General features: G+C 31.1%; 22 protein-coding genes. 6 read left to right on the top strand and 16 right to left on the bottom strand.

What is annotated here, in order from left to right:
* Window positions 1-35 precede the first annotated feature (35 nt).
* From H0I32_RS04585 to H0I32_RS04570, 4 genes are read right to left on the bottom strand one after another with little or no spacing between them, the layout of a single operon-like run.
* On the bottom strand, window positions 36-1,280 hold the full coding sequence (locus tag H0I32_RS04585) for an Nramp family divalent metal transporter (RefSeq protein ID WP_179312876.1): 1,245 nt from the start codon (window positions 1,278-1,280) through the stop codon (window positions 36-38).
* Window positions 1,280-1,825, bottom strand: coding sequence for an RNA polymerase sigma factor (locus H0I32_RS04580; RefSeq protein WP_179312877.1), 546 nt, complete (start codon window positions 1,823-1,825; stop codon window positions 1,280-1,282). Before H0I32_RS04580 ends, H0I32_RS04585 begins: the two co-directional genes overlap by 1 nt.
* Window positions 1,816-2,928: a glycosyltransferase gene (locus tag H0I32_RS04575; protein ID WP_173587326.1), complete on the bottom strand. Its 1,113-nt coding sequence runs from the start codon at window positions 2,926-2,928 to the stop codon at window positions 1,816-1,818. Before H0I32_RS04575 ends, H0I32_RS04580 begins: the two co-directional genes overlap by 10 nt.
* 6 nt (window positions 2,929-2,934) lie before the next feature.
* Window positions 2,935-3,138 (bottom strand): membrane or secreted protein, encoded by a 204-nt coding sequence (locus H0I32_RS04570; protein WP_173587327.1) that lies wholly within the window; start codon window positions 3,136-3,138, stop codon window positions 2,935-2,937.
* Between the two features lie 131 nt (window positions 3,139-3,269).
* Between H0I32_RS04570 and aqpZ the strand changes: the two genes are divergently transcribed.
* The gene (aqpZ, locus tag H0I32_RS04565) at window positions 3,270-3,956 is read left to right on the top strand and encodes an aquaporin Z (RefSeq protein ID WP_179312878.1); all 687 of its coding nucleotides are present in this window, start codon (window positions 3,270-3,272) and stop codon (window positions 3,954-3,956) included.
* A gap of 76 nt (window positions 3,957-4,032) precedes the next feature.
* Here aqpZ and H0I32_RS04560 read toward each other — a convergent pair whose 3' ends face one another.
* The 5 genes from H0I32_RS04560 to H0I32_RS04540 all read right to left on the bottom strand — a co-directional run bounded on the left by H0I32_RS04560 (window position 4,033) and on the right by H0I32_RS04540 (window position 8,307).
* Window positions 4,033-4,824, bottom strand: a complete 792-nt coding sequence (locus tag H0I32_RS04560; protein WP_179312879.1) for an anti-sigma factor — start codon at window positions 4,822-4,824, stop codon at window positions 4,033-4,035.
* A gap of 11 nt (window positions 4,825-4,835) precedes the next feature.
* Window positions 4,836-5,369 carry an RNA polymerase sigma factor gene (locus tag H0I32_RS04555; RefSeq protein WP_179312880.1) on the bottom strand — a complete coding sequence of 178 codons (534 nt, stop codon included), beginning with the start codon at window positions 5,367-5,369 and terminating at the stop codon, window positions 4,836-4,838.
* 187 nt (window positions 5,370-5,556) lie between these two features.
* On the bottom strand, window positions 5,557-6,570 hold the full coding sequence (gene murB, locus H0I32_RS04550; RefSeq protein ID WP_179312881.1) for a UDP-N-acetylmuramate dehydrogenase: 1,014 nt from the start codon (window positions 6,568-6,570) through the stop codon (window positions 5,557-5,559).
* A complete protein-coding gene (locus H0I32_RS04545; RefSeq protein ID WP_173587332.1) occupies window positions 6,570-7,760 on the bottom strand; it encodes a pyridoxal phosphate-dependent aminotransferase in 1,191 nt (396 codons plus the stop codon). Before H0I32_RS04545 ends, murB begins: the two co-directional genes overlap by 1 nt.
* Before the next feature lie 121 nt (window positions 7,761-7,881).
* On the bottom strand, window positions 7,882-8,307 hold the full coding sequence (locus H0I32_RS04540) for a DUF1573 domain-containing protein (protein WP_173587333.1): 426 nt from the start codon (window positions 8,305-8,307) through the stop codon (window positions 7,882-7,884).
* Window positions 8,308-8,494: 187 nt separating this feature from the next.
* Between H0I32_RS04540 and H0I32_RS04535 the strand changes: the two genes are divergently transcribed.
* Entirely contained in the window at window positions 8,495-11,125 is a 2,631-nt protein-coding gene (locus H0I32_RS04535; protein WP_179312882.1) for a valine--tRNA ligase, read from the top strand.
* Between the two features lie 54 nt (window positions 11,126-11,179).
* Here H0I32_RS04535 and rodA read toward each other — a convergent pair whose 3' ends face one another.
* The 6 genes from rodA to purH all read right to left on the bottom strand — a co-directional run bounded on the left by rodA (window position 11,180) and on the right by purH (window position 18,480).
* Window positions 11,180-12,460: a rod shape-determining protein RodA gene (gene rodA, locus H0I32_RS04530; protein WP_179312883.1), complete on the bottom strand. Its 1,281-nt coding sequence runs from the start codon at window positions 12,458-12,460 to the stop codon at window positions 11,180-11,182.
* 6 nt (window positions 12,461-12,466) lie between these two features.
* The gene (locus H0I32_RS04525; RefSeq protein WP_179312884.1) at window positions 12,467-14,401 is read right to left on the bottom strand and encodes a peptidoglycan D,D-transpeptidase FtsI family protein; all 1,935 of its coding nucleotides are present in this window, start codon (window positions 14,399-14,401) and stop codon (window positions 12,467-12,469) included.
* On the bottom strand, window positions 14,398-14,904 hold the full coding sequence (locus H0I32_RS04520; RefSeq protein ID WP_179312885.1) for a rod shape-determining protein MreD: 507 nt from the start codon (window positions 14,902-14,904) through the stop codon (window positions 14,398-14,400). Before H0I32_RS04520 ends, H0I32_RS04525 begins: the two co-directional genes overlap by 4 nt.
* Complete coding sequence (gene mreC / locus H0I32_RS04515) at window positions 14,897-15,718, bottom strand: rod shape-determining protein MreC (RefSeq protein WP_179312886.1); 822 nt, start codon at window positions 15,716-15,718, stop codon at window positions 14,897-14,899. The genes H0I32_RS04520 and mreC overlap by 8 nt, the downstream gene beginning before the upstream one ends.
* A gap of 10 nt (window positions 15,719-15,728) precedes the next feature.
* The gene (locus tag H0I32_RS04510; RefSeq protein ID WP_173587339.1) at window positions 15,729-16,757 is read right to left on the bottom strand and encodes a rod shape-determining protein; all 1,029 of its coding nucleotides are present in this window, start codon (window positions 16,755-16,757) and stop codon (window positions 15,729-15,731) included.
* 193 nt (window positions 16,758-16,950) lie between these two features.
* Window positions 16,951-18,480 carry a bifunctional phosphoribosylaminoimidazolecarboxamide formyltransferase/IMP cyclohydrolase gene (gene purH, locus H0I32_RS04505; RefSeq protein WP_179312887.1) on the bottom strand — a complete coding sequence of 510 codons (1,530 nt, stop codon included), beginning with the start codon at window positions 18,478-18,480 and terminating at the stop codon, window positions 16,951-16,953.
* Between the two features lie 213 nt (window positions 18,481-18,693).
* Here purH and H0I32_RS04500 point away from each other — a divergent pair, with 213 nt between their 5' ends.
* Complete coding sequence (locus H0I32_RS04500; RefSeq protein WP_173587341.1) at window positions 18,694-19,947, top strand: ABC transporter permease; 1,254 nt, start codon at window positions 18,694-18,696, stop codon at window positions 19,945-19,947.
* A 14-nt stretch (window positions 19,948-19,961) separates the two neighbouring features.
* Here H0I32_RS04500 and H0I32_RS04495 read toward each other — a convergent pair whose 3' ends face one another.
* Complete coding sequence (locus H0I32_RS04495) at window positions 19,962-20,417, bottom strand: GAF domain-containing protein (protein WP_173587342.1); 456 nt, start codon at window positions 20,415-20,417, stop codon at window positions 19,962-19,964.
* Window positions 20,418-20,531: 114 nt separating this feature from the next.
* Between H0I32_RS04495 and xrtF the strand changes: the two genes are divergently transcribed.
* The 3 genes from xrtF to H0I32_RS04480 are packed head-to-tail and all read left to right on the top strand — an operon-like array spanning window position 20,532 to window position 21,968.
* Window positions 20,532-21,083 carry an exosortase family protein XrtF gene (xrtF, locus tag H0I32_RS04490; RefSeq protein ID WP_179312888.1) on the top strand — a complete coding sequence of 184 codons (552 nt, stop codon included), beginning with the start codon at window positions 20,532-20,534 and terminating at the stop codon, window positions 21,081-21,083.
* The gene (locus tag H0I32_RS04485; RefSeq protein WP_179312889.1) at window positions 21,076-21,504 is read left to right on the top strand and encodes an exosortase F system-associated membrane protein; all 429 of its coding nucleotides are present in this window, start codon (window positions 21,076-21,078) and stop codon (window positions 21,502-21,504) included. Before xrtF ends, H0I32_RS04485 begins: the two co-directional genes overlap by 8 nt.
* Window positions 21,505-21,554: 50 nt before the next feature.
* On the top strand, window positions 21,555-21,968 hold the full coding sequence (locus tag H0I32_RS04480) for an HYC_CC_PP family protein (protein WP_173587345.1): 414 nt from the start codon (window positions 21,555-21,557) through the stop codon (window positions 21,966-21,968).
* The last annotated feature ends 38 nt before the right edge of the window (window positions 21,969-22,006 follow it).

The raw sequence follows: 22,006 nt of genomic DNA, 5'->3' as shown, positions 1-22,006 counted from the left end.
TTGTTGCAAAGATACGAAGTAAATAATAAAATAATTTAAAGTATAGAGAGGTACCAAGCACTAAATCCAATAAGAAAAACAATTCCTGTCCAAGATAAAATGCGGAGCGCTATTTTTGGTCTCCATTCTGGTGGTGTATGTTCACTACAGATTAATCTGTAATTGATGTAAGCATAAAAAGGAGTTGTTATAAAAGAGAGAATGGTTGCGATTTTTATAAGAATCCCCATTTCTGAAGCAAAAGCGAAGAAGATAATTAAAGTCCCTATAGTAAGGGTTAAGATCCAAAATAGATATCCGTTTTTATGTTTTTTTTGAGTTAATACCTCAATACTTGTTGCCATTGCTCTTGGTGAAGCATCTAGAGTGGTTAATGTTGTGCTAAACATAGTGGTTAATACGGCAATACCGATAATGACATAAGACCATTGCCCTAAGCTAGAAGTGTAAACATCTATTAATTGACTTGCGAATAACGTTGCTTGGGTACTGAAAGGTTCTTTAGAATCATACATTACAAAATAACCTAAGCATATAAATCCGATACCGAGAAACATAGCTCCAAAATAACCAATATTAAAATCTAATAATGCTACTTTAGGAGTGAAAGAGTTTTTTTCCTTTTTCTTTTCAACAGCCCATATAGATTGCCAAACAGAAACATCTAAAGGTGCCGGCATCCAACCCATGAAGGCTACTAAAAAAGCAATTTCTATTGGTGTTTTTGGTAGAATTTGACTAAAGTTAAGTGTCTGATTAAAGTTGTCATAAGCAAAATACACAGCAATAAGCGTACTTACAGTAAGTATTAAAATAATAACTTTAATTATTTTATCTAAGGCTTTATATTTTCCTACAAAAAGAATAAAAAGACAAATAGAAAGTATAATTACTGTCCAAATTTCTATACTTAAAACCTTTAAGTTTCCATAGTTTAAAAAGCTAATATCACCAAAAAGTGTATTGGCTATACCTGCAGTGACGATGGTTACAGCAGTTTGTATTGTAAATATAGTGGCAATGTTAAGAATGAAATAGGTAATTAATACACCTTTTCCTAATTTATAATAGCCATGAATTAGACTTTCTCCTGTAGCTGCAGCATACTTTGCTCCAAATTGAAAAAAAGGATACTTAAAAATATGGACTAGTAATAATGCCCAGAGCAGTCCTAAGCCAAAATCAGCACCAGCTCTTGTAGATTGTACAATGTGAGAAACTCCTATCGCAGCTCCTGCAAATAATAGTCCTGGACCTAATTTTTTAAATATTGAAAACACTAACTTTTTGTAATTATAGCTGCTAATAATTTTTTGGCTCTTAGGAGTTTTACTTTTACATTGTTTATCGGTTCATTTAATTTTTCAGAAATTTCCTTATAACTCAGTTCTTGAAAATATCTTAGGTTAATAACTTCTTGATAGTGAGGTTTTAGTTTTTTGATGTCTCGTAAAAGTTTTGCAAGATTTTGTTCTGTGATAATTTTATCTTCAGGAGTGGGAGAATCGTCAACGATGTAAAAATAGTTTTCATCGTTATCTTTAGAGGTGTTTCTAATAGATTGTTTTTGTTTTCTAACTAAATCTATATGAATGTTTTTAGAAATAGTAATTAGCCAAGTTTTAAACTTATAATCGTCATTATAACTGTTAATCTTGTCAAAAGCCTTAGAAAATGTTTGAATGGTAATGTCTTCAGCATCATTCTCATTCATTGTTCGTTTTAGTTGAAACGCATAAACATCATTCCAATATGTATCTAAAAGGAAATTGAATGCAATTTGATTGTTGTTTTTTGCTTTGTTTATAGCTTCTTTTATTTCCAATGTTTTGGCTTAGATATCAAATTAACTATAAAGATACTTAAATGAAAAGTAATTAATAGTATTTCTAAAATTGGCATCAGTAAAAGTAAGTCTGTTTCTTTAAATTTTTTAGCTGTAAACCCAAAAGAAATCCATTGTATTACATACTTTAAGGCAATTAAAGAAACAACCAAAGGCCATGAAAATTTAGTGATTAATAGTGAAATACCTAAAATCCAAAATAATAATTGTGTGGTGTAAAATAAGCCTAATAAAACTTTATGCTTTGATTTGTAATGCTTTGAAGTACTGATGTGTCTTCGTTTTTGGAGTATCCAAGATTTAAAAGATGTTTTTGGTTCTGAAATGGTGAAGCTTTCTTTAGTGTAGCAAAGTGCTGTATTTGAGGTGTTAGATACTTCATTAATAAATAAATCGTCGTCACCAGATTTAATAGACATATGGCTGTTAAAACCACAGTTGTCAAAGAATACATTTTTCTTGTAGGCTAAATTGCGACCAACGCCCATATAAGGTATCCCCATTTTAGCATAAGAAAAGTATTGTAAAGCCGTCATTACAGTTTCAAAACGGATAAGCTTATTTAAAATAGAAAATTTCTTTTTTGCATAAGCTCCATAACCTAAAATAATAGATTTTTCATTTGAAAAATGACTGGTTAATTGACTTAGCCATTGATCAGAATTTGGCGTACAATCTGCATCGGTAAAGACTAAATAATCATTTTTAGAGGCTTTGATGCCTAAGGTAAGTGCGTATTTTTTATTTCCCCAAAAAGCTTCGCTTATTTTAACATCAACAAGTTTTATTGAGTTGTGTTTTGAAGCGAACTCTTCCATTATTTCTAATGAGTTGTCAAACGAGCTATCATTGACTAATACAATTTCGAAATTAGAATAATCCTGATTTAATATTAAAGGGATATTTTTTTTTAAATTATCGGCTTCATTTTTAGCACAAATAATAAGAGATATTGGGATGTGTTTTTTTAATTGAGCTTCTGCTTTTTTTACTCCAAAAGAGAAGAGGAAACTTAGATAATATATAATTTGAACACAGACTACTGCTATAAATGCATAAAACAGCATTAAAATAATTGTCATTTAGGCTTAAGAATGTTGAGGTTCGCTACAGTCTTTATATTCGTCTGGCGTTTTTCCACAAAAACCACAAGCTTCTCCATCTTTGTTAAGCATTGGATTTTGGCTCGCACATGTGCCTGCAAATTTACCATCTTTTTTAGCCCAAATTTTTATTGCAATTCCTGCTACTGCTAAAGCTAATAATCCTAATGTAAGTAATAATAATTTCATTTGAATTTTTAAATTTGATGCAAAGATAAGGCTTTTCCATTTATTTCCTTCTTTCTTTTAGTGTGACTTAAACAGTTTTATTTGTGTCTTATTGACAATAGATATAACTAATTATATTAAAATAAAGAATTATGAAGAAATTATTTGCAGAGTTTTTTGGAACTTTTTGGCTTGTCTTTGGAGGTTGTGGTAGTGCTATTTTTGCAGCTGCATTTCCTGAATTAGGAATCGGATTTTTAGGTGTTGCATTAGCATTTGGACTTACGGTATTAACCATGGCTTTTGCTGTTGGGCATATTTCTGGAGGGCATTTTAATCCTGCTGTTTCTATAGGTCTTTGGGCTGGAGGAAAGTTTGAAGCTAAAAGTTTATTAGGGTACATTGTTGCTCAAATTATAGGAGCCATTACAGCTGCAGCAGTATTATATCTTATTGTTTCGGGTAAATCTGATTTTAATGGCGTAGGAGGTTTTGCAGCTAATGGTTATGATGCTTTGTCTCCAGGTGGTTTTAGTATGATATCTGCTTTAGTTGCAGAAGTTGTATTAACAGCATTCTTTTTAATTGTGATTTTAGGAAGTACAAATTTTAGAGCACCTAAAGGTTTTGCGCCTATTGCTATAGGTTTGTCTTTAACTTTAATTCACCTTATAAGTATACCTATTACAAATACATCTGTAAACCCCGCAAGATCTTTAAGTCAAGCAATATTTGCTGATGGGGCTTATTTATCTCAAGTATGGTTGTTCTGGGTAGCTCCAATTGCAGGTGCTATTATTGGAGGAATTATTCATAAGTCATTCTTCGAAAAAGAGTAATATTTTTAAATTTAAAAAAACAAAAGAGGCGCAATATATATTGCGCCTCTTTTTGGATTAATTAACTAATACTTGTTTAGTTATCTTTTAAAGAAATCTCAGCAACTTCAGTGTCATTTTCACTTGCGTTATCTCCTTTTGTTCCAATTTTAATACTTAAAGCTAAGGCATCTTCCATATATGGAATCTGTTTTAACTTACGGTCAGACTCATCTAAAATACCTAGATTAACCATTCTGTCTTGTAATTCAGCCCAAATTTGATATTGCTGTTCTTTTGGTAATTGAGGGAGTGTAATAACATCAATCATAGATGTTTTTTCAATAGGATTAATGTAGGCTACAGTTTTTAAATTCTTAGCACGATCATTACCATTAATAACATATTTCTTTGAATCTGGATTATTGAGTTTTAATAATTCTCTAGATAGTTCATCTAATTTAGAATTGTTACTTTCAATATCACCACGTAGATCAAAAATTTCATCTACAACAACATTATTTTCGTTTTTAAGCTCTTCATTTTTTTGATAAAACATAAAAGATGTTACCGCAAATATTACAGCAGCAGCACTCGCCGCAAAACTATACCACGGTGTCTTTCTGTTTTGTGTTATATGAATCACTTTTGGTTCAGTAGGTTCTTCTAAAGACTCTAAAATGTCATTTAAGAAATCTTTAGGCAAATCAACAGCTCCAGCTTTTGCTATGATTTCTAAATTATCTTGAAGTTTTTCATAAGCTTCAGTAGCCTCTGGGTAACTTGAAATAAAGTATTCTACTTCTTTAGACTCTGCTGTAGAGGTCTCTCCAATCAAATACTTTTGAAGTAGATCGGAATTTAAAAAGGTGTGTAATTTCTTTTCCATGATCAAATAATTTATGGATTATAAACTTTTTTCAGCTCTCTCAATCCTATTTTTAATCTAGATTTAATTGTACCAAGCGGAATATCTAATTCATCGCTGGCTTCTTGTTGTGTCATTCCTTGAAAAAATAAAGCATCTAACACAATTTGATATTTTTCTTCTAGTGTTCCAACATGTTTCTTAATGTCCATGACATCTTCATTGAAATTTGTTGTTGGTAGAATATATACGTTAGAAGTTTCAATTTGGACTTCTTTATGAAATCTATTATTAAAACTTCTTAGTTTATCTATAGCTGTATTTCTTGCAATACGGAATAACCAAGTAAATAGTTTGGCTTTCTTCTGGTCGTATTTTGAATGATTCTTCCAGACTTTAATAAAAGTTTCTTGTAAAGCGTCTTGGGCAATTTCTTCATTTATTGTAATTTTTACGATTACACCATAAAGACTATTTGAATAATTTTCATAAAGTAAATTCAAAGCCCGTTTATCTCCTTTATGAAGATAATCGATAATTTTTTGTTCTGTAGGTGTAATACTCAAAATGATAAAATCTTGTTTAGTTGATTTTTAAAAGGTCCAAAATGAATTTATAGGCGTAAATACACCTTAATGGTACTCTATATAAAGTGCTAGAATGGTTTTGTTTTTTTAAGATATTGATTGATAGCATTTTTTAAATAAAATCATTCTAAGGTCGAAAGTCACAATTTTAATTGTGGCTTTTGTTTTATATAATATTCACTTCAGTTTCTATATTAATATTAAATAAGCGTTTTACTGTTTTTTGAATTAGTTGTGCTAATTTAAATATGTCTTTGCCTTTTGCATTTCCATAATTGACTAAAACCAAAGCTTGTTTATCATGGACCCCATAGTCTTTAAATCGTTTTCCTTTAAAACCCGCTTTTTCAATGAGCCAACCTGCCGGTACTTTAATTTCATCTTCTGAAATGACGTAAGATGGTGCATCTGTAAAGTTAGCTTGTAATGCTTTAAAAGTTGCTGCTGTTACAATAGGGTTTTTAAAAAAACTACCGCTATTACCAATTTCTTTTGGATCTGGTAATTTGCTATGTCTAATGGCTATAACTGCTTTTGAAACATCTTGAATTGTAGGGTTTTCTATTTGTAAATCCTCTAATTCATTTTTAATAGCACCATAATCTATTCGTAAATGGTGGTTCGTTTTTGTTAATTGAAGATTAACACTTGTAATAATATAGTCGCCTTTTAAATCTTGTTTAAAAATAGATTCTCTGTAGCCAAAATTACAATCCGGTTTTAAAAATGTTTTTAAGGTTTGATTTTCTACATTTATAGCTTCACAACTCGAAAACACATCTTTAAGCTCAACTCCATATGCTCCAATATTTTGAATAGGTGCTGTTCCTATATTACCAGGTATTAAAGAAAGATTTTCAATCCCTCCATAATTATGCTGTAAACACCAAAGGACAAAATTATGCCAGTTTTCACCTGCCATAGCTTTAACTATGACGGTGTCTTCTGTTTCACTAACGACTTCAATACCTTTTAAATTAATATGAAGAACAAGTGCTTCAATATCTTTAGTTAATAGCATATTGCTTCCACCTCCTAAAAAAAATAGAGGTTTAGAATGTTGCGCTTTAAGAATGTCTTTAAGTGCTTCTATTGAGCTAATGTCACAATAAGATTGTGCATTAGCATCAATACCAAAGGTGTTAAAAGGTTTTAATGAAGCGTTGTTAATAATAGTCATTAGTCCTTGTAAACTTTTAATGCTTCTTTTAATATTTTAACTGCAGTTATTAGACTTTCTTCGTTTAATACGTATGCTATTCTAATTTGGTTTAATCCAACGCCTGGCGTAGAGTAAAAGCCAGCAGCAGGTGCTACCATTACAGTATCATTATTATAATCAAAAGATTCTAATAACCATTTTGCAAAATCGTCTGAATTTTTTACTGGTAATTCAGCAATACAATAAAAGGCACCGTTAGGTTTTGCAACTTTTACACCTTCAATTTTTTCCAATTCAGTAATTAGCGTATTTCTACGTTTTACATATTCATCTTTAACATCATCAAAATAACTCTGAGGAGTTTCTAAAGCTGCTTCACTAGCAATTTGAGCAAATGTTGGAGGACTTAATCTTGCTTGGGCAAATTTTAAAGCTGTCTTTATAAATTCTTTATTTTTTGAAACTAAATATCCAATTCTTGCGCCACACATGCTGTAACGTTTAGAAACAGAATCTATAATGATAGCATGCTCTTCTATACCTGGTTCTTGTAAAATAGAGTAGTGCTCAATACCATCGTAGACAAATTCTCTATAAACTTCGTCAGCAATTAAAAACAAATCATGCTTTTTTACAACGGCAGCTAATTGCTTTATTTCTTCTTTAGAATATAAATAACCTGTAGGGTTTCCTGGGTTGCAGATTAATATAGCTTTAGTTTTAGGAGTAATAAGTTTTTCGAATTCCTCAATTGCAGGTAAAGCAAAATTATCTTCAATTTTAGAAATTACCGGTACTACATTTACGCCAGAAGCTATAGAAAATCCGTTATAGTTAGCATAAAATGGTTCTGGGATTATTATTTCATCATCCTTATCCATTATACTACCAAAAGCAAATAAAAGTGCTTCACTTCCTCCTGTAGTAACAATGATATCGTTATGAGTTACGTTAATAGAATTACGCTTATAATATTCTGCAATTTTAATTCTGTATGTTTCAGAACCTTCAGATCTACTATAGGCTATAGTTTCTAAATTCTGATTTTTAACAGCATCAAGAGCGACCTGAGGGGTTTTTATATCTGGCTGACCGATATTAAGGTAATAAACATTTTTACCTTTTTTATGTGCAGCTTCGGCATACGGTACCAATTTTCTAATTGGAGATTCTGGCATGTTGATGCCTTTGTTTGATATTATTGGCATATTAAGATGAATTTTTAAAGTGCTAAGTTCTGAAATTTATTAAGGTTTATATGCTAAAAAAGCATAAAAAAATGAGTCCTCGATATGAGAACTCATTTTAAACTTTAGAAAGCAAGCTAAATTATTGCTCTAACATGCTTTTGCTTTTCTTTTCTAAAACACTAGTCTTGCTAGAGTCTACAACTAAACCTTTAATTTTTAAAGCTACAGTTGGTGTTTCCGCATTAGAAAAAACAGTGATTGTTTTTCTAATAGGGTTTACTCTTTTAGTGTCATATTTTACTTCAATTACACCTGTTTCACCTGGCATAATAGGATCTTTTGGCTTTTTTGGTACAGTACAACCGCAAGTAGATTTTACATTAGAAATTACTAAAGGAGCATCTCCTGTATTTGTAAATTCAAATACTCTTACACCATCAGCACCTTTTTCAATAGTACCGTAGTCAATAACATCTGTTTTAAACTCGATTTTTGCTACTTTTTCTTGAGCGAAAGAACCAAAGCTAATTAGTCCTACAAATAAGATTGCTAATAAATTTTTCATCATTTTAATTTTAAAATTGATTATTCAAAACTAGGTACTTTTTCGTTTCAATCAAAATTTATTAGTTGTAATACATGGCTTTTAACAGATTTTCTGCTTTTTTACACCATATAGTTCCATTAATAATTTTTCGAAATAGGAATTATAAGTACTTTTGACAGCTATATTACAAAAACAATACCAAAAAATGGAAATTCCTTCTAAATATAATGCACAGTCAGTAGAAAATAAGTGGTACGACTACTGGATGCAAAATAACTACTTTCATTCTGTGCCAGACGAAAGAGAGCCTTATACGATTGTTATTCCTCCTCCAAATGTTACAGGGATACTTCACATGGGGCATATGTTGAACAATACCATTCAAGATGTATTGATTCGTCGTGCGCGTTTAATGGGGAAAAATGCGTGTTGGGTTCCCGGAACTGATCATGCCTCTATTGCTACAGAAGCAAAAGTTGTGGCTAAGCTAAAAGAGCAAGGCATTGATAAAAATGACCTTTCTCGCGAAGAGTTTTTAGAACATGCTTGGGAGTGGACAGAAGAATATGGTGGTGTTATTTTAGACCAACTTAAAAAGTTAGGATGTTCTTGTGATTGGGACAGAACTAAATTTACCATGGACGATGATATGTCCGAAGCTGTAATTAAAGTGTTTGTTGATTTATATAATAAAGGCTTAATTTATAGAGGTTACCGAATGGTGAATTGGGATCCTGAAGCAAAAACAACGTTATCTGATGAAGAAGTAAATCATGTTGAAAAACAAGGCTTGCTTTATTATTTAGAATATAAAATTGAAGGTAGTGACGAAAAGTTAACTATTGCAACTACACGTCCTGAAACAATTTTTGGTGATACCGCAATTTGTATCAATCCAAATGATGAGCGTTTTACGCATTTAAAAGGAAAGAAAGCTATTGTTCCTATTTGTGGACGTGTTATTCCTATTATTGAAGATGAATATGTAGATGTTGAATTTGGTACAGGTTGTTTAAAAGTAACACCTGCACACGATGAAAACGATAAAGGTTTAGGAGATAGACATAATTTAGAAGTGGTTGATATCTTTAATGATAATGCGAGTTTAAATAGCTTCGGAATGCATTACGAAGGTCAAGATCGTTTTGTGGTTAGAAAAGCAATTTCTAAAGAATTAGAAGAAGCTGGTATTTTAGTTAAAACTGAAAACCATATTAATAAAGTAGGAACTTCTGAGCGTACCAAAGCCGTTATTGAGCCACGTTTAAGTGATCAGTGGTTTTTAAAAATGGAAGATTTAGCACAACCTGCTATTGATGCTGTTTTAAAGAATGGTGATATTAAACTTTTTCCTAAGAAGTTTGAAAATACTTACAGACACTGGATGGAGAATATTCGTGATTGGAATATTTCACGTCAGTTACTTTGGGGACAACAAATTCCTGCATTTTATTATGGAGATGGAAAAGAGGATTTTGTAGTTGCAGAAACTATAGAAGAAGCTTTAAAATTAGCCCAAGAGAAAACAAAGAATTCAGATTTAAAAGCAGAAAACTTAAGACAAGAAACAGATGCTTTAGATACTTGGTTTAGTTCTTGGTTATGGCCAATGAGTGTTTTTGATGGTATTCGTAATCCTGAAAACGAAGAAATAAAATATTATTATCCAACGAATGATTTAGTAACTGGTCCAGATATTTTATTTTTCTGGGTGGCACGTATGATTGTTGCTGGTTATGAATATAAAGACGAAAAGCCTTTTGAAAATGTTTATCTAACAGGATTAGTTAGAGATAAACAAAGACGAAAAATGTCTAAATCTCTTGGTAATTCTCCAGATGCTTTAAAACTTATTGAAGAATATACAGCAGATGGTGTAAGAGTAGGTTTATTATTAAGTTCTGCAGCCGGAAATGATTTAATGTTTGATGAAACATTATGCCAACAAGGTAAAGGTTTTGGTAATAAAATATGGAATGCTTTTCAATTAACGAACCTTTGGGAAGTTGCAGATATTGAACAACCAAACTCTAGTAAAATAGCTTTAGAATGGTACGAAGCTAAGTTTCAGTCTGTATTAGTAGAAATAGAAGATCATTTTAGTAAATACAGATTAAGTGATGCTTTAATGTCTATTTATAAGTTGATTTACGATGATTTCTGTGGTTGGATGTTAGAGATGGTTAAACCCGCTTATCAACAACCAATAGATAGAACAACTTACAATAAAGTAATGTCTATTTTTGAAGATAACTTAAAGATTGTTCATCCATTTATGCCTTTCTTAACGGAAGATATTTGGCAATATATTAAAGAGCGTTCTCCTGAAGAAGCTTTAATTATAGCAAAATGGCCAGAAGCAAAACCTATTAATGAAACATTAATTTCTGAGTTCGATTTTGCTTCAGAAGTTATTTCAGGAATTAGAAACATAAGAAAACAAAAGAATATTGCTTTTAAAGATGCTATTAGTTTCTCTGTGGTTAATAACGAAAATGCAACAACGACTTTTGATGCTGTAATTTCTAAATTAGGTAACCTAGAGAGTTATGATTATGTAACGGAAGCTGTAGAAGGAGCTTTAACTTATCGCGTAAAATCTAACGAATACTTTATTCCTATGGAAGGAAGTATAGATGTTGAAGCTGAGATAGCTAAACTTACTGAAGAGTTAAGTTATACTGAAGGTTTTCTTAAGTCTGTACAAAAGAAACTATCTAACGAGCGTTTTGTTGCAGGTGCACCAGAACAAGTTGTAGCTTCTGAGAAAAAGAAAGAGGCTGATGCTTTAGCTAAGATTGAAACGATTAAAGCGAGTTTATCAAGTTTAAAATAATATTTATTTGAAATATTTTATAAAAAAGACTACTGTAAAGGTGGTCTTTTTTATTTACCATTCATTAATCTTATTACTATCTAACTTTACGAATATAAAAAGTAGAATAGTAAAGCCCCAAAGTCCTGAACCTCCATAACTAAAAAAGGGTAGAGGGATACCAACAGTTGGTATTAAGCCCATAACCATACCAATATTAATCGTAAAATGGACAAGTAATATTGAAGCTACACCATAACCATAAACACGGCTAAATTGTGATTTCTGAGCTTCTGCAAGATATAATATTCTAACAATAAGCATTACAAATAGGATTACAACAAAACTAGTACCCATAAAACCCCATTCTTCACCAACGGTACTAAAAATATAATCGGTGTGCTGTTCTGGTACAAATTTACCTGTAGTTCTTGTGCCTTGAAGAAATCCTTTTCCTGTAAGGCCACCAGAACTAATAGCATGTTCTGATTGAATAAGGTTGTAGGCTTCTACTTTTTTCATTCGTTCAAGCTTCGTAGGGTCTTTTTCTAAACGTAACCAAAGACTAATTCTATTTTGTTGATGTGGCTGTAAAGCATGTTCATAAAATAATTTTACACCATAGGAAAAACCTACACAAACAACAAGAATACCAATATGTTTAATAAGTGAACCTCGTTTTCTCTTTCTTAAAAAATAGGATGTGAAGATGATAATTGCAGCGATAACTGCAGTAATTAAAACACCAAATTTTAATCCTACTACAGCAAGTATAATTAGGCTTATAGCTATCGTTAAATATACTTGTTGTAATCCTTCTCTATAAAAAACAAAGAAAAAAGATAAATATACAATTGTACTACCGGCATCATTTTGAAGTAAAATTAATAGCGCAGGAGTGAAGATTATTGCAACGACACTAATTTGATCTTTAATGGTCTGCATGTTAGTTTGCAAATCACTCATATATCTTGCAACAGCAAGAGCTGTAGCAAATTTAGCAAATTCACTAGGTTGAATAGTCATACTACCAATACCATACCAAGAGCGCGCTCCATTAACTTCTTTTCCAAAAATGAATAAACCAACTAAGCTAAGCATGGCGACCAGGTAAATAACACTCGCAAATTGTTCGTAAAATTTAGCTTCTACGGAAAGGATTAGTACAATAAGAACAAAGGTTAGTCCAATAAACATCATGTGTTTACCGTAAAGCTGATCGGTATCAAAATAACTCGTAATTTCACCTATATGTGAAGCCGATAAAATATTAAGAAATCCAAAACCTACTAATAATAAAAATAGAATAATAGTAATCCAATCGAACTTAAAGTGTCTTTGATTTGCTCTTAGCATGTAAATTTATAATTTTAAGTCGCTTGTTTCTGGTAGTTCTACAGCATAATTGTCAATAACCTGAAGTTGTGAGCCTCTATTAATTTGAAAAGGTTCACCAGAATAAGGTTTTTTGTATTCGTTCTCAAGACTATGAGTTAAAATCCAACTTTCTAAATCTGTTCGTGTAATATTACCATTAATGTATTTTTCAATCATTAAAGTTGCCATTTTACCAGCAAAGCGACTTCCCCAATAGCCATTTTCTACAAAGATAGCGAGTGCGATTTTAGGATTGTCTTTAGGTGCAAAAGCTACAAAAATAGAATGATCTGTAAGTTGTGTTTTTACACTGTCTATTTTTATAAAGTTTTCTGCAGTTCCTGTTTTACCGCAAATATCTATGCCTGGTACTTTTAAAGATTGTGCTGTTCCATAATTATAAACATCAAACATTCCTTGTACAACGGGTTCAAAATTTTCTTTATCTATTGTTGTGTATTTTGGTGTTGTATATTTTTTAGGAATAGTATCTCCTTCAATATTTTTTATAATATGGGGGGTATAATAGAACCCGCGATTAGCAATTGCAGCTGTCATATTAGCGAGTTGAATAGGTGTTGTTTCTACTTCTCCTTGACCAATAGCATTAGAAACTATATACGTTGATCCCCAACGATTATCACCATAAGCTCTATCGTAATAATCCCCATCAGGTATTCTTCCTTTTCGACCAACAGACAAGTCATTATTTAAAAAGTTACCTAAACCAAAACTTTTAGCGTGGTTAGCCCAAACGTTCATTCCAACTCCTGCATCATCATATTTATCTATGATTTTTCGATAGACATGAACAAAGTAGCCATTACAGGATTGAGAAATACCCCAATTCATATTTGTAGGATTGCTGTGGTGGTGACAACCTGTTAGTTTTCTGCTACCATAATAATAGCCCATTCTACAAGTGTAAGTGTCATTTACATCAATAACACCTTCTTGTAAGCCAATAAGCGCATTTATTACTTTAAAAGGCGAACCTGGTGCATATTGAGCTAATAATCCTCTATCGTATAAAGGTTTTGCAATAGTATCGTAATGTAGTTTTGTGTAGTTTTTAGATCTATTTCTTCCAACTAAATCATTTGGGTTATAGCTAGGACCTGTCACCATTGCTAATATTTCACCTGTACTTGGATCAATGGCTACAATTCCACCTCGTTTGTGCTTCATTAACAACTCACCATAAGCTTGTAATTCTGCATCAATGGTAATTGTAATATCCTTTCCTGGTTTTGGTAAGGTATCATAGATACCATCTTTATATGGGGCAATATTTTTGTTAAATCTGTCTTTTTGAATAAACTTTATTCCTTTAACACCTCGTAAGACATCTTCATAAGTTTTTTCGACCCCTTGGTTTCCTATTAAATCTCCTAATTTATAGTAAGGTTGTTTTTCAATTATAGAGCGATTAACTTCTCCGATATCCCCTAAAACATTAGCTCCAATTGTTGTTTGATAAGAACGAAGTGAACGTTTTTGAATATAAAACCCTTCAAATTTTCTCATTTTCTCTTGAAGAACAGCATAATCTTTTTTTGAAAGCTGAGGTACAAAAGGAGATGGAAGTCTAGGGGAATACGTTGTGGCTCTTTGTAGTTTATTATCGTAATCTTCTCTTGTTATTTTTAAAAGTTTACAAAATTCATCAATTTCTAATGAATCTAAAGGGGCCACTTCTCTAGGGATAACCATAACATCATAAGATGGCTGGTTGGCAACTAAAAGTTCTCCATTTCTATCGTAAACATATCCGCGTTTTGGGTAGTTGTATTCTTTTTTGATGGCAATATCTTCAAATATATTATACGCAGAATTATCATAAACTTGAAGATAAAATAAACGTGCTATAAAAACAAGGCCAACAAGAATAACAGTGGAGATTAATAACAGTTTTCTCATTTTCGGTTTCGACTAAATAAAATTATAATTAATACACTAAGTATTATAGTGAAAATACTAGAGAATAACGTCTTTTTCAAGATTAATAGTATTTCAGAAACGTTAAAAACTTCTAAAGAGAATAGAATTAAGTGATGAAGAATTGTACCTATCGTAATATAACTAATTAAGATTCCGATTTCTGTAGCATTAAATTTTATAGATTGATGCTCGTAGAGCATTCCGAAAGAACTTTTTAAAATTAAGGGGCGTGCATAAGCTAAACTCACAGCTGCTGCTGCATGCACACCTCCAGAGTCTGAAAATAAATCGACTAATAAACCAAGTAAAAAACTTATAAAAAGGAACAGTAGGCGTTCATCTTTAACAGGATATATAAATATAAAAATAATATATATGTAAGGGTTTATGTATCCTAAAAAGTTAATATGATTACATATGATCACCTGAATTAGAAGGAGTAAAATAAACCGAGCGATATTTGTACCAGTAACATTATTCATCACTTTTGTTTTCTAATGAATTAATTTCATTACTGTCTAAATTTTCTAAAATGTAAACAGTTCCAACATTAGTCATGTCATTAAACAATCTAACTTCTATTGTGTAAGTGTCTCCACTGATGTCTGTTTTGAAACTATCAATTGTACCAATGCCAATGCCTTTAGGGAAAATTGAAGATTCACCACCTGTTACAATTGTATCGCCTACTTTAATAGGTGCAAATTGAGACACATCTTCTAGTTGTACAAAAACAGGAGATTTTCCATTCCATGTTAATGACCCAATATGGTTAGAAGATTTAAGTTGTGCGTTAATTTGACTTTTATGATTTAATATGGACAGTGTTCTAGAGTAATTTTTAGAGGTATTATCAATAATACCAATAATACCGTTAGAGGTTATAACACCAAAATCTTGTTTTACACCATCATTTTTACCTTTATTTAAAGTTAAATAATTATTGGTTAATGAATAGCTGTTTTTATAGACTTCAGCAGTTGTAACACGATATTTAGATTTTTGATACGTTGTATCTATAAAAGATGAATCCTTTACAACAGATGAATTAAGCAGTTGTTCTCTTAAAATTCTGTTTTCTTCAGCAAGAATGTCGTTTTCTGTTTTTAAGTTAAAATATTGATCAACAGAATTCATTGTACCATAGACTCCGCCAGTTAAAACATTAGCTGAGTTTATAAATTTACTTTTATGATACGAATGTGACTGAATTGTTAGCGTTAAGGCTATACTTAAAAGCAATAAAAACAACAGAAAGGTTTTGTTTCTTATAACAAAATTGAATATTTGTTGCATTATTTACTTCTTATTTAATCAATATGCTTTTGTATTTAGATAGGCTTTTAAGTACGATTCCTGTACCTCTAACTACGGCTCTTAAAGGGTCTTCTGCAATATATACAGGTAGATCTGTTTTTTGAGATAGTCGTTTGTCTAAACCTCTTAACATTGATCCTCCTCCAGCTAAATAGATTCCGGTGTTATAAATATCAGCGGCTAATTCGGGAGGTGTTTGAGATAAAGTTTCCATTACAGAATCTTCAATTCTTAGAATAGATTTATCTAAAGCTTTAGCAATTTCACGGAATGAAATTTGAACTTGTTTAGGCTTACCTGTTAATAAATCACGTCCTTGAACGCTCATATCTTCTGGAGGTAATTCTAAATCTTCAGTTGCAGCACCAATCTGAATTTTTATTTTTTCAGCAGTTCTATCTCCAACATATAAGTTATGTTGGGTTCTCATATAATAAATAATATCGTTTGTAAATACATCACCTGCAACTTTTACAGATTTATCACAAACAATTCCTCCAAGAGCAATAACTGCAATTTCGGTGGTACCACCTCCGATATCAACAATCATATTTCCTTTAGGTTGCATAATATCTACACCAATACCAATAGCAGCTGCCATAGGTTCGTGTATTAAATAGACTTCTTTTCCGTTAACACGTTCACAAGATTCTTTTACAGCACGCATTTCTACTTCTGTAATACCAGAAGGAATACAAACTACCATACGTAAACCAGGATTGAAAAATTTCTTTTTCAATGCAGGTATATTTTTAATAAACATGCTTATCATCTGCTCTGAAGCATCAAAATCAGCAATAACTCCGTCTTTTAGAGGACGAATCGTTTTTATGTTTTCGTGAGTTTTTCCTTGCATCATGTTGGCCTCTTTACCAACTGCTATGATTTTTCCGCTAATGCGGTCTCTGGCAACTATCGATGGATTATCTACAACAACTTTGTCGTTATGGATAATTAATGTATTTGCTGTTCCTAAATCTATGGCTATTTCTTCTGTAAGGAAATCAAAAAATCCCATGTGCTATTCTTAAATTATTTGGGTTATTTGTGTCTTAATTAATGAGACTATTCGTAAATGTAGTGAATTATACGATATTTCTATGATAATAGACACTTATTGATATACTTTTTTTCTTTTTATTTAAAATTAAAAAGAACCTAGAATCAAAAATGTGATTCTAGGTTCTAAAATAACTTCTTTTTTATGTTTTTTAATGCTTAAAATGACGTGTTCCGGTAAATACCATAGCAACATCATTATCATTACAATAGCTAATGCTTAATTCATCTTTTATAGATCCTCCTGGTTGAATCACAGCAGTAATACCAGCGTTATCAGCGATCTCTACACAATCTGGAAAAGGGAAAAATGCATCACTCGCCATTACAGCTCCTTTTAAATCAAATTTAAAAGATTGTGCTTTATGGATGGCTTGGTTTAAAGCATCAACTCTACTTGTTTGTCCTGTTCCACTAGCACATAATTGTTTGTTTTTTGCTAAAACAATAGTGTTAGATTTAGTATGCTTACAGATTTTAGAAGCAAATATTAAGTCATCTAATTCTTCTGCAGTTGCCGTTGTTTTTGTTACAGCTTTTAAACCTTCAAGTGTATCTGTAATATTATTTCTATCCTGAACTAAAACACCGTTTAAACAACTTCTTACATTTGTTTTTGGCATTTCAATATCTTTCAAGATTAAAAGAATTCTGTTTTTCTTTCCTTTTAAGATCTCTAATGCTTCATCTGAAAAAGAAGGAGCAATTACGACTTCACAAAATAATTTATGAATCTCTTCTGCACTAGCAACATCAATTTCAGTATTACTAATTAAAACACCACCAAAAGCAGAAACAGGATCTCCTGCCAATGCATCTACATAGGCTTGGTGTAACGTATCACGTTGTGCTAAACCACAGGCGTTATTATGTTTTAATACCGCAAATGTTGGAGCATCGTTTTTAAATTCTAGCATTAAATTTACAGCAGCATCAACATCTAAAAGGTTGTTGTAACTTAATTCTTTACCGTGTAATTTTGTGAAAATCTCATCAAAATCACCGAAGAAAAATCCTTTTTGATGTGGGTTTTCACCATATCGTAAAACTTTTCCGTTATTTTCTGAAATTTTTAAAGTTGGTATTTCTTGATTTTTGTTGAAATAATTAAAAATCGCTGAATCATAATGAGAAGAAACATTAAATGCTTTTGCAGCAAATTGTTTTCTATCATCTTCAGATGTTTCACCGTTTTTAGTTTCTAATAACTCTAAAAATTCAGCATAATCATCAACAGAAGAAACACAAGTAACATCTGCATAATTTTTAGCAGCAGCTCTAATTAAAGAAATTCCTCCGATATCAATTTTTTCAATAATATCTTGGTTGCTTGCACCTGAAGCTACCGTTTTTTCAAAAGGATATAAGTCTACAATGACTACATCGATTTGTGGGATCTCAAATTCTTTTAATTCAGCAACATCACCTTCGTGATTTTGACGATTTAAAATACCTCCAAAAACTTTAGGGTGTAATGTTTTTACACGACCACCAAGAATTGATGGGTAAGATGTAACATCTTCTACGGGTACGACATTTATACCTAAATCTTTAATGAACTTTTCTGTTCCACCTGTGGAATAAATTGTAACGTTAAGATCGTTTAATTTTTTTACAATAGGCTCTAATCCTTCTTTACTAAAAACAGAAATTAGTACCGATGAAATGGTTTTGTTACTCATAATGTTGTGTTGTATGTTGTATTGTGATTTCGAAGGCGCAAAAATACGCATATTCAGAGTTATAGTTTTGACGAAAAACGAGTTTCTTTCAATTTTTTGTAACAATAAATTGTTGAAAACGTCCTATATTTAAAATGTTGAATTTATTTGTGCTTTTATTTCATAAGAAATAGAGTAAATCGAGATAAGTTTATCATAAAAAATAACTTTTACATGCTGGTCTATTTACGTTTACTAAAAGAGAGTTTTTCATTTGCATTAAATGCACTTCGGAACAATAAACTCAGAACATTTTTGTCTCTTTTAGGTGTAACTGTTGGTATATTTTCCATTATAGCTGTGTTAGCAGCGGTAGATTCTTTAGATAAGACCATAAGCTCACAATTAAGTTCTTTAGATAGTAATACAATGTATGTTGTTAATCGCTCTTTTGGGCCATCAGATGTACCACGTTGGCAAAGAGAAACTTTTGACCAGGTCTCTTATAATGAATATAAAAGTTTAAAGTCTTCATTGACAGAAGTAGATCATGTGGCTTTACAATTAGGCGTAAAACGTGAAAATATTAGATATGAATCTGAATTAGTTAGTAGTGTAAATACTGTTGTTGTTTCAAGTGAGTTTACAGATATTCAGGTTTTAGAATTTGAAAAAGGAAGATTTTATAATGAATCGGAGTCTAATTCTGGTAAAGCCGTTGTTGTTATAGGTTCTGAAATTGCTAAATCTCTTTTTGGAGAATTAGAACCTATAGGAAAGAAAGTAAGATTATACGGGCAGAAGTTTACGGTTATCGGAGTTGTTAAAAAAGAAGGTTCTGGCTTATTTGGTGATAGTAATGATATTTCTATTTTTCTACCAGCTAACTATTATAGAAATAGATATGGTGATAATAATCCTTATACAATGTATATGGCAATTATTAAACCTAAAAAAGATGCAGATATAGAAGGGTTAAAAGCTGAGATAACTCAAATTATGAGATATAAAAGAGGTTTAAAACCAGATGATATAGATACCTTTTTTATAAACATTATAGCAGGTTTACAAGGTGCTATTGATGAAATGTTAGGAATGCTAAACTTAATAGGTTGGGTAATAAGTGGTTTTTCTCTTTTAGTTGGAGGCTTTGGTATTGCTAATATTATGTTTGTAAGTGTTAAAGAGCGTACCAATCTTATTGGAATCCAAAAATCATTAGGCGCTAAGAATAAATTTATATTATTTCAATTTTTATTTGAAGCTGTAATTTTAGCTGTTGTAGGAGGCGTCGTAGGTTTATTTCTGGTTTGGATAGGAACTTTGATAGGAAGTAGTCTTACCGAAGATTTTGAGTTTGTACTTTCAATACAAAACATGTTACTTGGATTTTTTATCTCTTCTATAATTGGTCTTGTTTCAGGTGTGATTCCTGCTTTAAGAGCCTCTCGTTTAGATCCGGTTGAAGCTATTAGAACAGGAATGTAAGTTTTAGTAAAGGTTTATAATAAAGAAGCAACCTTCTTACAAACATATTCTAAAAAGCGTTCATCAGCCTCAGTAAAAGGATCTGGAGTGCTAGAGTCAATATCTATTTGTCCAACATTTTCACCTTTTACAAAAATTGGGATAACAATCTCTGCTTTTACACTAATGCTGCAAGCAATGTAATTATTTTGAGCAGCGACATCTGGAACTACAAAATTTTGATTACTTATAGCAACTTGGCCGCAAATCCCTTTTCCAAATGGAATTATAACGTGATCTGTAGGTTCACCAACGTAAGGTCCTAACTTTAATTCGTCTTTATTTCCATTTTTAAAGTAAAAGCCAACCCAATTGTAATAGCTTATGTTGGATTCTAGAGCTTCACAGATTTTTAATAAACGTTGATCAACACTAAGGTTTTCTTGAGAAATAATTGATTTAACTTCTGATTTTAAGTTTTGAAATGTCATAGTAAAATTGATGAATGTTTAATTAAATAAAAACTTTTTGCAAAAGTATCTAAAATACACTATTTTAAATTACCGTTTTTATAAATTTATCACCAAACTAATAACAGGGTAATTTTGAAAGCACTTTTAAGGAAATATAAGTCAGTTATTCGGTTTATAGTCAAGTTTTTACTTGTCTATGGCGTCTTGATTGTCGGATATAATTTGTATTTAAATATATCTGATGGTAGTAGGTACTATCCAGATTATTTAACAAATTTAGTTGCTGAGCAAACTAATTCTGTAATGAATACCATAGGCTACGATTCTCAGGTTTTACCACATCCTGACGAACCTTCAATGAAAGTTATAATCAATGGGAAATATATAGCAAGAATCATTGAAGGATGTAATGGTGTAAGTGTTATTATATTGTTTTTATCTTTTATTATTGCTTTTTCAGGAAAATTAAAAACAACTATATTATTTGGTTTAGCCGGAAGCATCATGATATATGCTTTCAATCTCATAAGGATCATAATTTTATCTATAGGATTGTATCACTATCCTTGGAGGCGAGATATTTTACATACTGTAATATTTCCAATGCTTATTTATGGAGCAATTTTTTTACTTTGGATGATTTGGGTAAATCGATTTTCAAATAATAAAAAAAGAGATGAGTAATTTTTTAAAACTATTATTAGTCGGAATTCTAGTTTTACTCTTAGTATTAATCAGAGCTTTTGAAGATGTGTTATTTTACGATCCGTACTTAACTTTTTTTGAAAACGATTATTTGTATTTAGATAGTCCAAGACGAGAAATAGCAAAACTTGTTTTGTCTACAACATTTCGTTTTTTATTGAATACAATTATTTCTTTAGGTATTTTATTTGTTATTTTTAGAGATGCTAGTATTATTAAATTTTCAGTTTTAATATATACCGTTGCTTATGTGTTATTTCTAATTCCTTTTTTATACTTTGTTATTAATCCACGCCAAGAAGATTACTATTTGTTTTTTAATATCAGACGCTTTTTAATTCAACCTTTAGGTGTTATTTTATTGTTGCCAGCATTTTATTATTACAGACAGAATCGTTAATACTCTAATATTTGATTATATTGTATTCAAGAATTTTGTAATTTTACACTGTGAAATTTTCAAACACACATAAAATTTTTTCAATTGCTTTATCATTTTTGGTATTGTTTTCAACGTTGTCATTAACGATTGAGAAGCATTTCTGTGGAGATACTTTAATCGATGTAGCCATATTTTCAGAAGCTGAAATATGTGGAATGCAAGATATGAAGATGGATCAAGATGGCATGGTAGAAAAATCATGCTGTAAAAATGAGAAAGAAGTTATTAAAGGTGTCAATAAATTAGTTACAAAATCATTTGACGACTTTCATGATGTACAAAAGCTAGTGCTTATAGCTTATAGTTATTCTTACATTAATCTTTTTGAAGAGTTACCTAATGCTGTAATTCCTCATAAAAACTATTCACCACCCAAACTCATCAAAGACATATATGTTTTAGATGAAACTTACCTTATTTGATAGTGTATAACCCTTAAAAAAGGAGGCACATACTTATG

Origin of the sequence: Winogradskyella sp. HaHa_3_26, from assembly GCF_019278425.1 — a bacterium.
In the GTDB taxonomy this organism is placed as follows: domain Bacteria; phylum Bacteroidota; class Bacteroidia; order Flavobacteriales; family Flavobacteriaceae; genus Winogradskyella; species Winogradskyella undariae.
The sequence above is the reverse complement of the archived record's forward strand: the minus strand, read 5'-3'. Positions and strand labels throughout refer to the sequence as shown.